The 16,697-nt window shown below is 47.5% G+C and carries 10 protein-coding genes and 2 pseudogenes; 10 read left to right on the forward strand and 2 right to left on the reverse strand.

All coding sequences use genetic code 11. The features are described 5' to 3' along the window. A pseudogene (locus VIP81_RS03845) lies at positions 1 to 313 on the reverse strand (hypothetical protein); the annotation flags it as partial. Between the two features lie 85 nt (positions 314 to 398). Beyond that, on the reverse strand, positions 399 to 1,634 hold the full coding sequence (locus tag VIP81_RS03850; protein WP_331957159.1) for an ROK family protein: 1,236 nt from the start codon (positions 1,632 to 1,634) through the stop codon (positions 399 to 401). 158 nt (positions 1,635 to 1,792) lie between these two features. Here VIP81_RS03850 and VIP81_RS03855 point away from each other — a divergent pair, with 158 nt between their 5' ends. From VIP81_RS03855 to VIP81_RS03900, 10 genes and pseudogenes are all read left to right on the forward strand, one after another. Then, entirely contained in the window at positions 1,793 to 3,007 is a 1,215-nt protein-coding gene (locus VIP81_RS03855; protein WP_331957160.1) for an AGE family epimerase/isomerase, read from the forward strand. 128 nt (positions 3,008 to 3,135) lie between these two features. Beyond that, positions 3,136 to 6,330: a TonB-dependent receptor gene (locus tag VIP81_RS03860; protein WP_331957161.1), complete on the forward strand. Its 3,195-nt coding sequence runs from the start codon at positions 3,136 to 3,138 to the stop codon at positions 6,328 to 6,330. Positions 6,331 to 6,348: 18 nt separating this feature from the next. Continuing rightward, positions 6,349 to 8,040, forward strand: a complete 1,692-nt coding sequence (locus tag VIP81_RS03865) for a RagB/SusD family nutrient uptake outer membrane protein (RefSeq protein ID WP_331957162.1) — start codon at positions 6,349 to 6,351, stop codon at positions 8,038 to 8,040. Between the two features lie 31 nt (positions 8,041 to 8,071). After that, complete coding sequence (locus VIP81_RS03870; RefSeq protein ID WP_331957163.1) at positions 8,072 to 9,739, forward strand: DUF5018 domain-containing protein; 1,668 nt, start codon at positions 8,072 to 8,074, stop codon at positions 9,737 to 9,739. 61 nt (positions 9,740 to 9,800) lie between these two features. After that, positions 9,801 to 11,204: a family 10 glycosylhydrolase gene (locus VIP81_RS03875; RefSeq protein WP_331957164.1), complete on the forward strand. Its 1,404-nt coding sequence runs from the start codon at positions 9,801 to 9,803 to the stop codon at positions 11,202 to 11,204. A 60-nt stretch (positions 11,205 to 11,264) separates the two neighbouring features. Continuing rightward, positions 11,265 to 11,933 (forward strand): GDSL-type esterase/lipase family protein, encoded by a 669-nt coding sequence (locus tag VIP81_RS03880; RefSeq protein WP_331957165.1) that lies wholly within the window; start codon positions 11,265 to 11,267, stop codon positions 11,931 to 11,933. Between the two features lie 109 nt (positions 11,934 to 12,042). Next, positions 12,043 to 13,956: a sodium:solute symporter family protein gene (locus VIP81_RS03885; protein ID WP_331957166.1), complete on the forward strand. Its 1,914-nt coding sequence runs from the start codon at positions 12,043 to 12,045 to the stop codon at positions 13,954 to 13,956. Between the two features lie 16 nt (positions 13,957 to 13,972). Then, the gene (locus VIP81_RS03890; protein WP_331957167.1) at positions 13,973 to 14,905 is read left to right on the forward strand and encodes a DUF4434 domain-containing protein; all 933 of its coding nucleotides are present in this window, start codon (positions 13,973 to 13,975) and stop codon (positions 14,903 to 14,905) included. Positions 14,906 to 15,048: 143 nt separating this feature from the next. Continuing rightward, positions 15,049 to 16,308, forward strand: a complete 1,260-nt coding sequence (locus VIP81_RS03895; RefSeq protein WP_331957169.1) for a divalent metal cation transporter — start codon at positions 15,049 to 15,051, stop codon at positions 16,306 to 16,308. A 79-nt stretch (positions 16,309 to 16,387) separates the two neighbouring features. After that, positions 16,388 to 16,697: pseudogene (locus VIP81_RS03900) on the forward strand (hypothetical protein); the annotation flags it as partial.

Genomic DNA, 16,697 nt, shown 5'->3' on the forward strand with positions numbered 1-16,697 from the left:
TATAGAGATACAGTCTTACCGACCCTGCCTGCACAGGTTCTCTCAGGGCAACGCCCTCGGGTACACGAATATATTCAGGGTCGTCGGAAATCAGGAATTGAGGCCCTGGCAATACCATTTTCAGGTAGTTTATCTGTGGCAATTGCTCGTTGAGCAGGCCGGGTACAGCCAGGGTATGTCCTTGCGGCGTATTTTTAATGACTTGTGTTAATGCGGCGGACACACCCTGTGCGTGGGCAATACAGCCCGTTGCGATGGCATAGCTGAATAACAGGACCTTCTTTCCGTTGGCGGATATACTCGTTTTAACCATTAGTTGTTGCGATGAATAGTTAATATTATTATTAATCGAAACAAACTTAATAAATTAATTTAAAAAACAATCACCGTTGGTGTAATTATTTATTAAAAGCAAGCAGGTTATGCCTGGCAATCAGGCAACCACCAATAATACCGGCCTTTTCATGGAGTTTAGACATTCTCAGCTGGGTATCATTATTCACCAGGCTAAGGGAATACTTGTTGAGGGCACTGCGTATGGGCAGGCGGATATAATCACCGGTATCGGCCAGTATACCGCCTATGATCACTAATTCAGGGTTGAACAGGTTGATGAGTACGGAAATACCCCTGCCTATTTTTTCGCCCAGTTCCGCGATCAGCTCTATACACAGCGTGTCTTCGTGCAGGGTAGCCTGTATAATATCGGATACCCGCAGGTTGTCCGGCATCTTCTTGTTTTGGAGTAGAGCAGAAGTATGTCCCTGTTCAATCCTTTCCTGGAACATGCGGATCAGGGCCTGTCCGGAGGCTTCTGTTTCCAGGCAACCCTTTTTGCCGCAATGGCAAATGATTTCATTGGAGAAGATAGGAATATGCCCAAACTCGCCACTGAAGCCGGATTTACCGCGATATATCTTTCCATCTATCATAATGCCCAGGCCGATACCATAGTCCAGGTTCAGGAACAATACATTCTTTTCATCGTGTACGGTGCCATTGTAAAACTCCCCGTAGGCCATGGCCCTGGAATCGTTTTCCACAAAGGTTTTGATGCCAATAGCATTTTCCACGATCTGGCTGAGCGGCTCTTCGTTGAAGTGGAAATAGCTGTAGCTATAGCCTTTTTCGCTGTTAATACGACCCGACAAATTCAGGCAGGCAGCGAAGATCTTTTTCTTATCGACTGATACATTATTGATAAAATGGAGGATCAGGTCAATCAGGTCTTTAAAGGATTCCGGTGTGTTGGCCAGGGTAAAAGGTACATGCATCTCCGACGTGATCAGTTCTTTTTTGAAATCCAGCAGCCCCAGATTCACATAAAAGTTTTTGATGTCTACCCCAATAAAGAACCCGCATTCCGCTACCAGACCGTACATGCTGGCCCTGCGCCCACCTTTGGAATCGTCTTTACCATAGTCCTTCACAATGCCGTCGGTCATCAGCTCATTAATAAGACTGGTGGTTTTGGGCACACTGATGTTCAGGGCTATGGTCAGATCAGTAATGGTACTATTGCCCGACTGATCAAGATGGTCAATGATGGATCTCTTGAGGGATTTATTCTTATAAGCCACGCCGGCGAGGTGCTCTTCTGAAAAGATGTCAAATATGCTTTCCTGGGTTGTCATGCAATAAATGTGATATTTTCTTTAAAAGTAGTATATAATTAATAAAGTTAACCAAGTTGTCATGAAATCCTATTTAATAATAAATTTATTTACGAAGTGTTGCTTTGTAATTAAAATAATAATAAATTGTCCTTCGTAAATAAAATTATTTAAAAAGAATGCAACCAAAAATCGCCGATCAACCACAAGGATGGGAAGAAACAACCAACGGATTAAATACACCTTATTATGCCGCGTTATACAAAGACGAACTACTTGATAACATTTTACCCTTTTGGGTCAACCACAGTAAAGACGAAAAGAACGGTGGATTTTATACCTGCCTGAACAGAGACGGCAGCATATTCGATACCGATAAATTTATGTGGCTGCAGGGAAGAGAAGTATGGTGCTTCAGCCACATGTTCCATAAAATAGCGCCCCGGCAGGAATGGCTGGACATGGCCTTACATGGCGCCACCTTCATGGAAAAATACGGTCGCGATGAAAAAGGCAACTGGTATTTTTCTCTCAATGAACAAGGTAAACCATTAGTACAGGCCTATAATATTTTCAGTGATTGTTTCGCTGCGATGGGATTTGCCGCACTCGACAAAGCAGCGCCGCAGGATCGCTTTAAAGACATCGCGCTGTCTACGTTCGAGAATATTCTTCGTCGCCAGGACAACTGGAAAGGTACCTACAATAAGGCATACCCTGGCACCCGCTCCCTCAAAGGTTTCAGCTTACCGATGATCCTCTGTAACCTGTCGCTCGAAATGGAACACCTGCTGGGCGCCACCCGCGTAGCCGAATTTATCCCGACTGTTCTTCATGAAGTCATGGAGGTGTTTTATCAACCAGATAAAAAACTGATCGTAGAAAACGTATATGCCAACGGCGCTTTCTCCGACAGCTTCGATGGCCGCCTCGTCAATCCCGGGCATGGTATTGAAGCCATGTGGTTTATCATGGACCTCGCCAAAAGAGTAAATGATCCCACCCTGTTGCGCAAAGCCTGCGATATCATGCTCGATACCCTGGAATACGGATGGGATGAGGAATTCGGCGGCATCCTTTATTTTAAAGATATCCTAGGTCATCCTCCGCAACAACTGGAATGGGATCAGAAATTATGGTGGGTACATGTGGAAGCACTCATCGCTTTAGCCAAAGGCTATGCCTATACCGGCGACAAACGCTGCGCGGCCTGGTTTAAAAAAGTACATGACTATACCTGGAAACATTTCCGCGATCCGGAACATGGAGAATGGTTCGGTTACCTGAACAGGCAAGGTAAGGTGTTGCTGCCACTTAAAGGCGGCAAATGGAAAGGCTGTTTCCATGTACCCCGCGCACTATACCAGGTGTACACCACTTTTAGTAGCTATTAGCTGTTAGCTATTAGCTGTTAGATAACTGATAACTGCTAATAGTTAATTGCTAAATCGCTAAAGACTAATTGCTAAATCGCTAAAGACTAAAAGCTAAAAGCTAATTGCTAACAGCTAAAACAAAAGTTATGAGTAAACGTAAACCGAATCTAAAAGCGCTGATGTGGCGCAGCAGCCTGCTGATGATCGCCTTGATCATGCAGCAGCTGCTGGCGGTAGCACAACAACAAACCGTAAAAGGTACCGTCAGGGATGAAAAAGGGAATGCACTTCCCGGCGCCACCATCCTGGTAAAAGGGACCAAAAATGGCATGGTATCTAATGTAGATGGTAGTTTTAGTCTGCCTGCTGCCGGCAATACCCCGCTAACATTGCAGGTATCGATGACCGGCTTCTCTACCATTACTATTACCGTTACACCAGGACAATCTTTCAACGCTATCCTGAAAGAAAATTCGAAAGACCTGAACGAAGTGATGGTCGTAGGTTATGGTACACAAAAGAAAGCGTCCCTTACCGGCAGCGTAGCGCAGATTTCTTCGGCGGAACTGAAAAAAGTGCCGGCCATGAACCTCACCAACGCGCTGGCAGGGCGGCTTCCGGGACTGGTCGCTACCCAAACTTCCGGTCGCCCCGGTTTTGACGATGCCACCCTGCTGATCCGCGGACAAAGTACCTATAACAACAACTCACCCATGGTGATTGTAGATGGGGTACAACGTTCTTTCGGCAGCCTGGATCCGGCAGAAGTAGAAACTATTACGCTCCTGAAAGATGCCGCCGCTGCAGCTACCTACGGTGTGCAAGGCGCTAACGGCGTTATTCTCGTGACCACCAAAAGAGGGGCTACCGGCAAACCTGTTGTATCGTACGATGGCGAATTTACCCGCACCGCTTTTACCCGCTTCCCTAAATTTCTGAATGGACCGGACTATATGTACTGGTTCAAAAAAGGAGAGCAGATGGACAACGATTACCTCACCGCTACCGGTGGTGATCCTATTCCCTATACCTATTCCGATGCACAGATCAACGCACTGCGTAATGGCACCAACAAAGATCCTTACCTCGGTAACACCGACTGGACGGGCATGCTCACCGGCAGGAAAACAATGGCACAACACCACAGTGTAAGCGTAAGAGGTGGTACCGATAAGATCCGCTATTTTTCCAACATCAGCTACCTGAACCAGGAAGGGGTGGTGAAAGGATCTGATTATAAAAGATTCAATGCCAGAACCAACATCGATGCTACGATCAGCAAAACTTTTTCTGTGGCCTTTGATCTCGGCGCACGCCAGGAAACACGCAACAGCACTGGTATCCCGGCAGATGATGGTGAATATATGAATCCCTTCTACCAGGCAGTGAGGGCACTCCCCAATATTCCTGCTACCATTGATGGCACGCCAACGGCTACACGCTCTAACTCCGGTATCGTGAATCCTATGGCCGTCATCGACCAATCCGGCTGGCAACGATATGTGACCAGCACCTTCCAGGGCGCTATGACCTTCACCATGCACGTGCCTTATGTACGCGGCCTGGACCTCAAACTAATGACCGCCTATGATAAATCTTTCCAGGAATTCAAAAGCTGGACAGAACCCTATACGCTGATGGTAAGAGAACAAAGCAGTACCGGCTTCTACTGGAATCCTTCGCTGCCTCCCGGTATCAACGTGAATACAGTCAGACAATCACAGGCCAATAATACGCGGCAAACATTTCAGCCCAGCATCAACTATAGCACCAACATTGGTAGTCATAGTATTAAGGCACTGGCGTTATATGAATATTCCCAAACCGACAACAACGGCTTTTCTGCGGGCGGCAGCAACCTGGCGTTGACAGAACTGAAGGAAATTGATTTCCGTGATCAGGATAATAAATACATCGTACAACCTACGGGCAACAGTGGCACCGGCGCCCGTTCCGGCCTGGTGGCAAGGATCAACTACGCCTATAAAAACCGCTACCTGCTGGAACTGGTATCCCGCTATGATGGGTCGGTATACTTTCCTGTCAATAATCGCTGGGGCTTTTTCCCGGCCGTTTCCGCAGGATGGGTGATGAGTGAAGAACATTTTTTTGCCGGGTTGAAAGAGACAGTAGATTTCCTGAAACTACGGGGATCTTACGGTAAAACCGGTAATGACAGAGGGTTTGGTAACTATCAGTATATGCAGACTTTTTCGCTGTCGGAAAAACCGGTGGTGGTGATTGGCGATAAGTCAGTGTCCGGCATTTATTCAGGTAGTATTCCTAACGTGAACCTCAAATGGGAAAACGCTTACACCACCAACGCAGGCGCTGATGTAAGTCTGTTTAATGGCGCCTGGTCCTTAACTGCAGATTATTTCTACAAGATCACCAAAGATATCCTCGACGTACAGGGTAATTTATTTGCGCCTTCTATGGGTGGTTATTACTACCAGGTAGTGAATCGTGGTATGGCCAATGTGCGCGGACTGGACCTGCAAATCACTCACCGTCATAAAGTAAACAGTAAGCTGGATTACGGCATTACCGGTAACTTCAACTGGTCACGCAATAAAATCCTGGTGAAGAATGATCCCGATGGGTGGCCTGCATGGCAAAGATCACCGGGTAGAATGATCGGTGAAAAGAAAGGTTTTATTTCAGAAGGTTTATTCCAGAACTGGGACGAAGTGAACAACTGGCCTACCTCTCCAAGTGGTGGCGCGGCGCCGGGTTTTATCAAATATAAAGACATCAACGGCGATGGTAAAATCACCACGGATGATATCACCTACATGGGTCGTAGTAATACACCACAAATCATGTATGGCCTGAACCTGGAATTACGGTATGGCATCTTTGATGTGTCTGCACTGATACAGGGTGCTTCATTGGTAGATGTATCGCTGGGTGGAGAATATGAAGGTTCTTCCGGTACTTCCGGTGTAAATGATAATACACCGTTTACCCGTCCGTTTTATGGTGCTGGTAACAGCCCTTACTACCTGGTGGAACAAGCCTGGACCCCAGACAATCCTAACGCTGCCTATCCGCGCTTAACGGCCGACAGGGCCGGTTTCCCGAATCATAATGGCTGGGCCAATTCGCAATGGGTGAAGAATGGCGCTTATGTGCGGTTGAAATCTGCCCAGATAGGCGTGACCGTGCCCGCATCAGTGTTAAAGCAACTGAACATTGAAAAATGCCGCTTCTATCTCGCAGGATTCAATCTCTTTACACTGGATCATCTGAAGTATATGGACCCGGAAATGCCGAATGTGAATAACGGTTTCTATCCACAGCAACAGATGATGTCTTTTGGCGCAAATCTTACTTTCTAAACGGAAACGATATTACTTATGACAACGTTTTGTTCAAATATAAAAAATGCCCTGCTGCTGCTGTTGGTAATGGCAGCCGGGATGCAGGCCTGTAAGCTGGACGGGATGCCCGGCGACCGTTATACCGATGCGGCCATCTGGAAAAATGCCAGCAGCGTAGACCTGTATATGTATGGCATGTACGATCAGTTTAAACCATTTTCTTTTGGTCAGTTTCCCATCGGTTACAGCAATGCCACCGATGCACTCACCGATCTCGAGAAATATACTTCCAATACTACCGGCAACGGAACAGTGAACAAGCTGGCTTATAACCCGGGGCAGGTGAATGCTACCGCTCCGGGTATTTCCGTTTGGGATGCGGCTTATGTCAATATCCGCCGTATCAACGAATTCCTTAACGGGATGCAGTTGTACGCGAAAATTACGGATGAACAAAAAGTACAGTACGAAGCAGAAGCCCGCTATATCCGCGCCTATTCCTACTTTTGGCTGGCACGTATCAATGGCAGCGTCATCCTCATGGATCATCTGCCCACCGGGCAAAGTATGGCCCGCAGCAGTGAAGAAGAGGTGTGGAATTTTATTGCGAAAGACCTCAGCTTTGCCGCCGCACACCTGCCCAAAGAACGACCTGCCGCACAAAAAGGACGCGCTACACAAGGTGCCGCTTATGGCCTCCTGGCACGCGCATGGCTATACGCTGCATCCGTAGCGGAGTACGACAATAAACAATTCAACAAAGATCCACTCACCGGTGTACCAGCCGCCCAAAAGCTGGAGTACTATCAGCATGCCGCAGATGCTGCAGCAGCCGTGATTACCTCCGGTGTATATGACCTGGAAGCGGATTATGGTAAACTGTTTACCAACGCCAACAGCAAGGAAGCCATTTTTGCGCTGTATTATCAGCGTCCCGGCGTTACCCATCAGCTGGACTACTTTTTTTGTCCTCCGGCAGATGTAGACGGCGGCGGTGCCACCGGCGTACCGACCGCAGAACTGGTGAATGAATATGAAATGGCAGATGGCCGGAAATTTTCCTGGTCAGAAACAGACATGGCCGCAGATCCTTACGCAAACCGTGAACCAAGGTTCTACGCCACCGTCCTGTACAATGGCGCTTCCTGGAAAGGCAGAACCCTTAATACCACACCAGACGACGAAAAAGAAGGCTACATCGATTTTAAAGTAGCTACCGATCCACGCAAAACGGTGACCGGTTACTACGTGCGTAAAATGCTGGATGAAACCAACAAAGACATCCTCGTGCAAGGCAGTAATCAACCCTGGATAGAAATGCGCTACGCAGAAATATTACTCATTCATGCAGAAGCACTCACTAAACTGAACCGGATTCCGGAAGCAAAAATATCACTGGATAAAGTGCGCAACAGGGTGCATTTGCCAGGTGTGGTAGCTGCTACACCGGATGCCATGATGGCCGCCATTGAACATGAACGCAAAGTAGAACTGGCCTTTGAAGGTCACCGCTACTGGGACCTCCGCCGCTGGCGGAAGGCGCATATTGTGTTAAACAATGTGCGTTTCCATGGGCATAAAGTCACCGCTAATGGTAACGGATATGACTATACGGAAGTAGACTGCGATAAGGAAAACCGTTATTTCCCAACGTCTTTCTATTACATGCCTATCACGCAGGATGAGATCATCAAGAATCCTGCAATGAAACAAATTCAGGGTTGGTAACAACCATGCATCACCATAAATGAGCTATTATATGCGCAATATATTCATCATACTGGGGTTGGGCATCGCTTTTACCGGCTGCCGCCAGCCCGAGCCCATTTTCCCAAAAGAAGATAATAACCTGCAGGATATCTGGGTAGGACTACCCGGCGTAAAAGACGCCCGGTTTGATCCGGTGTACAGCAACGCCAGAGACACGGCCTATGTAGACGTCCCCTATTTTTATCCGGTAGAATCGGATAATGAAACCGATATCACCAAACTGGTGCTCCGTGCCAATATCCCGCTGGATGCCGTGATAACGCCCGCTTTGGGCGTCCCCATGGATTTATCCAAACCGGTAAAGCTGGATATTAAAGGTGGCACCGGTATCAAAAAGTCATTGGTAGTCGTTGCCAAAAAAGTAGGAGACGTTGGTGTAAAAGGCGCTACCATCAACTATTTACTGGATGGTGTGGAAACAGAAATGGAAGCAGTGATAAAAGATAACAACGTTATTTTTTACATCCTGCCGGGCACCGATGTGAGTAAAGTAAAAGTAACCGTAACGGTGAACAGCCATTCTACTACTTCCATCGCTGCCGGCGCTACGCTGGATCTCTCTGCGGATATGCCTTTTACGGTAAAGAGTATAGACGGTATTATCAAACAATATACGCTGAAAGTAATGCCACCGGTGAAGAAACCATATGGCATTGGCATTACACGTAAACTCTTTATTAAGCTGGGAGCTGCTTCCGGCGGTGGTGGTATCAGTACCGACTATACGGAAACCAGCATGGCGGTAAGCGGAGATCACCTGGTAATTGTCAGCAATACCAATCCTTCCAAACTACGCCTGTTCAACCGTACTACCGGCAACTACGTACGGGATATGCCGTTACCTGCTGGTAATTACTGGTCTTTCCAGATGCAGAACGATAGCACCGGCGCTTTGTTGGGTGCTACTTTCGCAGCAAGTGGGGATAAGTTTCAGCTGTACCGCTGGCAAAGTGCCACCGATGCCGCACCGGTAAAAATCCTGGAATGGACCAACACCATTGCCTGGGGCGGTTTGGGCAGACGGGTACGCATATACGGAGACCTGAATAAAGATGCAGTGATTTATGCCACGGCTTCGCTCACCAACGATGTGTTTAAATGGCGTATCCACGATGGTAAAATCGTGAACGCGGCCAATGTGCCGGATGTGAATGCCGCACCTGCTATTGCTACGTATGCCTCCGGCTCCGGCAGCTTCGGCTACCTCGCTGATGCGGTGCCTACCACCGTATCTTTCAGCGGCACTTATTTCCTTAACTACGGCAGCGAAATTGCCATGGTCAATGGTGGTACCAACGTGCGTACGTCCGCTTTCAATGGCGACGCGGCGGGTAACATCTTCCATGCCCCTTCCCTGTATTTCCAGTTCAATGGCGCCAGCTATTTCGCTTTCCTGAAATATACCTCCTGGAGTTTGAACGGTGGTAATATCGCGTTGTTTGATGTTACCGATCCGGCGGCGATCAGTATGTCGCCTAACAATCCGGCCTATGGCGCCTTTAATGTCTTCAACTCCGAAGTCATCAATGGGGCGGCAGATAATGGCAACGGTACCGGCGATCTGTGCGTGAGCTTCTCTGCCGACCGCTCCAGCGCTTACATCTATATGGTGCTCACCAATGTGGGCATTGTGGGCTATGAACTGACTACCTATTAATGATCATTACACGGGTAACCGGCGCCTGTTGCCGGTTGCCCGTGTTCTAAAATAATTTGTCATGATAAAATCAACGTTACTGCCTGCACTCTGCCTCCTGATACTGGCTGCAGCCGGATGCAAAAAAAATAACGATGCGCCGCCTGTAGATCCCGGCGATGGCTCCGACACGGTAGCCATACCCACCGGTAAAAAAGAAGCGATTGTATGGATAGACCTGAATGCAAATGTATTCGGCACCTATGGCCGTTTTAATGATACGGCTGCTATCCGCAAAACGCTCGATACCCTACAGCAAATTGGTATCACCGCTTTGGTGGTAGATGTAAAAGAGTCCTCCGGCCATACCGTCTTCCAAAGTGCTTATACCAGCAAGGTAAGCAGCCATAACGGTAAATCCCTGCCTGCCGGTGTGGACTACCTGGACTTTATGGTGAAAACCGCGAAAGAAAGAAAACTGAAAGTATATGCGTCTGTAATGACGTTTGTGGAAGGTGACTACGACAATAAAACCGGTGCGGTGTATGAAGATGCCACGTTTAAAAATAAGTACCAGTCCATCGTATGTGATGTCAGTGGTAAGCGTGTACCTATTACTTCCACGGGAAGGAACGGATTCGTGAATCCTGCCTATCCGGAAGTACAGGACCGTATCATCAACATCCTGAAAGAGATTGTAACAAAGTATGCGGTAGATGGCGTCATCCTGGACTATGGAAGATATGCGAACATCGATGCGGATTTTTCCGACTATAGTAAAACGCAGTTTGTTCAATACCTGAAAGACGTATTTAACGACCAGAATGCCAATTTCCTGAACTTCCCCGCAGACATTGTGAGTAGCTGGAAAACAGAAAGTGGCCAAACCATGCCTGCGGTGACGGGCAAATATTATAAACGCTGGCTGGCCTATCGTATGAGTGTGATCTACAATTTTGTGAAAAAAGCGCATGCGGCGGTGAAGGCGGCACGTGCCGACGCGTTGTTTGGATCTTATGTAGGGGGCTGGTATGGCGATTATTACCCGGTGGGGGTGAACTGGGCCAGTCAGCAATACGATCCGTTTAACGATCCTAAAATCCGCATGGACTGGGCCTATCCGCAAACGAAAGATTATGGATATGCAGAAGAACTGGGATTGCTGATGACTGGTAATTATTTCTCTCAGTTATTATTGGCAGATAATCCGGCTACCGCCAATTTAACCTACAACTGGTGGAGCCTGGAAGGATCACTGAATGGTGGCCGCTACGTGACCAAAGGCAAAGTGCCGCTGGTGGGCAGTATTGATGCCGGTAATACCGACTGGAAAAGTAAGTCAGATATCCGCAAAGCCATTAAAATGATTCTTGCCCAAACATCCGGTGTGATGATTTTTGATTTGGTACATCTCTATGCGCCGCAGTACAACAAATTGCAACAGCCATTATGGGATGAAGTAAAAGCAGGATTACAGGATAAGTAACATTCGTTATTCTCCATGGGGCTGCCTATCTTGTTGTCCCGTGTGAAAAACATATATTATATGAAGAAGATCATCCCCCTCTTATCTATGCTGTTAATATGCGCACTATCGGAGTTGTCGGCACAGGATTCGAGCTATCATAATTATTTGTACGACAGCCGCACGGCGTATTTTAAACAATTGCCGGTGGCAAAGAAGCCGGTTATTTTTTTTGGAGACAGTATCACGCAGTGGGGCGACTGGTCGGAGTTCCTGGGCAAAGCCAACGTCCTGAACAGGGGCATTGCGGGCGACAATACCAATGGCCTCCTCGCGAGGGTAGAAGAGGTGATCCGGCATCGACCCGCCCGTTTGTTTATATTGGTAGGCACCAACGATATTAATAAACAAATGCCTGCTGCATCGATTGTACAAACGTATCGCCGCATTATTGCCGCTGTACAGGCACAATCGCCCGCCACCCGCATTTATGTTCAAAGCGTATTCCCGATTAACAATCAACTGATAGGCCGGCAATATTACAGCGGTACCAATGAGCAAATAAAAACACTGAATACCGGTATCCGCGAAATGGCAACAGATATGCACATTTCTTTTGTGAATGTATACGATGCCTTGCTGGACGGCGCCGGGCAACTGGATGCCCGTTATACCTACGACGGCTTACACCTTTCTGGTGAAGGCTATCTGAAATGGGTAAACGTATTGCAGCAACAACGATTAATTTAAAGAATTACGAATTACGAATTACGGATTTGTGAGAAGATCTCCGCGTTTACCATCTCCGTATAGGTTCGTAATTCGTAATTCGTAATTCGTAATTCTCAACCAACACATCATGAATCTGGCGACAATCGACATTGTGATCATCTTTCTTTATCTGGCCGTTATTGTGGGGCTTGGATTCTGGATATCGAAGAAAGCTTCTAAAAATATCCAGTCGTATTTCCTGGGAGATAATAATATCAAGTGGTACTGGCTGGGATTCAGTAATAGTAGCGGGATGTTTGATGTAAGCGGTACCGCTTTTTATGTGGCGCTGCTATTTGTGTATGGCTTCAAAGCCGCGTGGCTGCCCTGGCTATGGCCTATCTGGAATCAGATTTTTGTGATGGTATTTCTGGCAGTGTGGATCAGGCGCAGCAATGCCATGACGGGGGCGGACTGGATCATTAAACGTTTTGGCGATGACCGCGGCGGCAGGCTGGCACATATTATTGTGGTGCTGTTTGCCATCGTGAGCGTGATCGGATTTATCGGTTATGTGTTTGTTGGCATCGGTAAATTCAGCGGCAGTATTTTGCCCTGGGACCTTACTAATCCGTTGCTGAGCAGTCAGCAAACCTATGCGGTGATTATTGTGGCACTCACCACTTTATATACGGTGAAAGGTGGTATGTACAGCGTAGTGGCCACAGAGGTACTGCAATATGGTATCCTGCTGGTGAGCTGTGTGCTGGTAGTGACCTATGCGGTGCATGATGTAAATTATACAGAGCTGCATAAAAAAGTACCTGAAGGCTGGAGTAATTTCTGGCCTACCTGGAAGCTGGATGTGAACTGGAACAACACATTTCCGCAAGCCAATCAGAAAGTAGCAGAAGATGGATTTACCTGGTTCGGTGCATTGGTGATGATGATGATTGCAAAAGGTTTGTTTTCCAGTCTCGCCGGGCCCGTGCCCGGGTTCGACATGCAACGTATCCTCAGTGCCAAAAAGCCAAAGGAAGCAGCCATGCTCACCGGCTTCACCAACCTGGTATTATACATCCCTTTGTTTATGATGGTGAGCGCGTTAACACTGATCGGCATCAATTATTTAATGCCGGTATTACAGGGACAGGCAAAACCGGATTTTGAAATTATCCTGAGCAGGGTAGTGGGCGGCTATTTGCCCGCAGGCGTAAGAGGTGTGGTGCTGGCTGGTTTGCTGGCTTCCTTTATGAGTACATTTTCTGCTTTTGTGAATGCGGCGCCGGCTTACCTGGTAAACGATTTTTATAAAAAATATTTCAGACCCAATGAAGCACCCGGTCATTATGTGAAGTGGAGTTACATCACTTCCATCGCGGTGATTCTCACCGGTTGCATTTTTGGGTTATTTGCCAATTCACTCAGCTCTCTCACGCTGTGGATTTCCTCGGCGCTTTACGGCGGTTATGCGGCGGCTAACGTGTTAAAGTGGATCTGGTGGCGTTTTAACGGCTACGGTTATTTCTCGGGTATGCTGGTAGGACTGATCTCTGCTACCTTTGTACCAAAATTGATGGACTTGCTGGCCACGGCATATTTCCCGCAATACGCAGATCTTTTTGGCAGCGGTATCGGCACCCTGATTTCGTTCTTTATCATCCTGGTGTTTTCTATGACAGGCAGTGTGCTGGGTTGTTTGCTGACACCGGCGGCCAATCAGCAGGTGTTGACGGATTTCTACGTAAACACCCGCCCATGGGGCTGGTGGAGGCCCGTAGCCCGCTGGGCGAAAATGGTAGATCCTTCGTTTGTGCCGAATCAACAGTTTAAATGGGATCTTTTAAATATACTCGTAGGTATTTGCTGGCAAATGAGCATGGTGATTATGCCGATTTGTTTTGTGTTCGGATATTTTGAAAAAGGATTTCTGGCCATGGGGGTATGGCTCATTTGTATGGTGATCCTTAAATTTACCTGGTACGACCGCCTCGATATTACCGCCGGCGAAAATGTACCGCAGCAAACACCGGCGCCGATGCTCGCAGAAAACGTGTTGTAGTCTAAAAATTATTATCATGAAAATCACAGGAACATTTATAGATGAAATCAGTCACGATATCCCGCACCAGAACTGGGGCCGGGAAGAATGGCGCCGGGATTTTGAGCACATGAAGGCCATCGGGATAGACACAGTGATCCTCATCCGTAGCGGGTATCGTAAGTTTATTACCTATCCCTCACCCTACCTTATTGGTCAGTTTGGCTGCTACGAGCCGCCGGTAGATTTGGTGAAAATGTACCTGGAGCTGGCAGATGAACTGGACATGCAGTTTTATTTCGGTTTGTACGACAGCGGTAAATACTGGGATACCGGGGACATGCAACATGAAACAGACAGCAACCGATTTGTGATAGAAGAAGTCTGGAATACTTACGGTCATCATAAGAGTTTTAAAGGTTGGTATCTTTCTATGGAAATCAGTCGTAAAACAAAAGGGGCGGCCGATGCTTTCCGTACGTTGGGCATGCAGTGTAAGGCCGTGAGCAACGGGCTGCCTACGCTCATCTCTCCCTGGATAGATGGGAAAAAGGCGGTGATGGCTGCTTCGGGGCAACTCAGCAAAGCGGAATCGGTATCGCTGCTGGAGCATGAAAAAGAATGGAGCGAAATATTTGATGGTATCCGGGGCGCCGTGGATGCAGTCGCTTTCCAGGATGGTCATATTGACTATAGTGAACTGGAAGATTTTTTCCGCGTCAACAAAATGATGGCCGACCGTTATGGCCTGCAATGCTGGACCAACGCCGAAAGTTTTGACCGGGATATGCCAATTAAATTTCTGCCGATCAAATTTGAAAAGCTGCGGTTGAAGCTGGAAGCCGCCAGGAGAGCGGGTTATGATAAAGCCATCACCTTCGAGTTTTCACATTTTATGAGTCCGCAGTCGGCCTACCTACAGGCCGGACATTTATACAATCGTTATAAAGAGTATATGCATACGTTCTGAGGGGAACGGACGGATATAAATCAGGGGTGTATCGATACCATCGGTACACCCTTTTTTGATGTGTACCGGGCTGCTTGCCGTTGCTATACCGATTCTGCAAATTTTGGTTTAACTTACTGCGTACCCATTAATTTCGTTGCTGCATGGAAACGCTTCCGTCTGAAAATAAGCTCATCGCTTTTTTTAAGAAATTAGGTCCCGGCCTCATCACCGGCGCCAGTGATGACGACCCTTCCGGTATCGCCACTTATTCACAGGCCGGCGCTCAGTTTGGGTTAACCACATTATGGACCTCCCTGCTGACTTTCCCGCTGATGGCCGGTATACAGGGAATGTGCGCACGCATAGGACTGGTCACCTGTCAGGGATTAACCGTGACCTTGAAAAAACATTATCCCCGTCCGGTATTATATACCATGTTGTTGTTCAGCTTTCCGGCCATTACGCTCAATCTGGGCGCAGATATTCAGGGCATGGGGGCCGTATGTCATATGATCTTTCCCGTTATACCGGTGTCTGTATTTTGTGTAGCTATCACTGCGCTGATGATGTATGTGATCATCCGGTATTCCTATCAGAAAATTGCCCGGATCCTGAAGTGGCTTTGTATGTCGTTGCTGCTGTATATCATAGTGCCTTTTATGATAAAGCAGGACTGGCTGGCAGTGGCCAGGAATACGTTCATACCTACGATCCGGTACGACAAAGATTTTTTCTCGATCATTGTGGCCATTTTGGGCACCACTATTTCGCCCTATCTGTTTTTCTGGCAAACCACTATGGAAGCGGAAGACATGGCGCATAGCGCCAAAGGCATTGTGGTGGATAAAAGGGTATTGAGTGATATGAAGGCAGATGTAAACACGGGCATGTTATTTTCCAATATTGTGATGTTTTTTATTATCCTCACGACGGGCAGCGTATTGTTTCCTGCCGGGGTAAGACAGATAGATACGGTAGATCAGGCAGCGAAGGCGCTGCAACCGCTGGCAGGTAAACTCACCTATTTCATTTTTGCCACCGGTGTATTGGGAACGGGGTTGCTGGCCATACCGGTGCTGGCAGGTTCGCAGTCCTACATGCTGGCGGAAACACTGGGCTGGTCTGCAGGGTTAGACAAGCAGTTTTCGCAGGCGAAGCCTTTTTATATTTCCATCATCGTTTCGCTGATCGTGGGGTTATCGCTCGACTTCCTGGGCGTGAGTCCTATTAAGGCATTGCTGTACACCGCCATTGCGTATGGTTTAACAGCACCGGTCATGATTGCCATGATCATGCATATCGGCAACAATAAAAAGATCATGGGCAAGTTCACGAATTCCATTTTTTCCAATATCCTGGGGACGCTGACGCTTATTTTAATGACGGCTGCCGCGGTAGCGATGATTTGGTTTTTGTTTTAATACAGGGTTTTCTTTGCCGTTGAATAGCTGTACATTGGCGACCATTAATAGCAATAAACAGATAATGATGTACCGACCTATGGCCCTACTGACAGGCTTACTGTTATCACTGACCACTTTTGCGCAACAACGTATTCCCGTAAACGTTATGCCCAATACCTTTACCGATGTAACCGCGCGGGTACAACAGGCCATTGCCGCCTGCAAGGATAAACCTGGCGCCGTGCTGGAGTTTCAGCCCGGCAGGTATGATTTTTATCCGGATAGTGCAGTGAAGAAAACGTATTTCATTTCCAATACGTCCAGTGAAACAGAAGTCCCTGATAAGTTAAAGACCATCGGTTTGTTTTTTGAAAATTTTAAAGGCTTAACCATTGAAGGGAATGGTG

This window comes from Chitinophaga sp. (assembly GCF_036566945.1).
In the GTDB taxonomy this organism is placed as follows: domain Bacteria; phylum Bacteroidota; class Bacteroidia; order Chitinophagales; family Chitinophagaceae; genus Chitinophaga.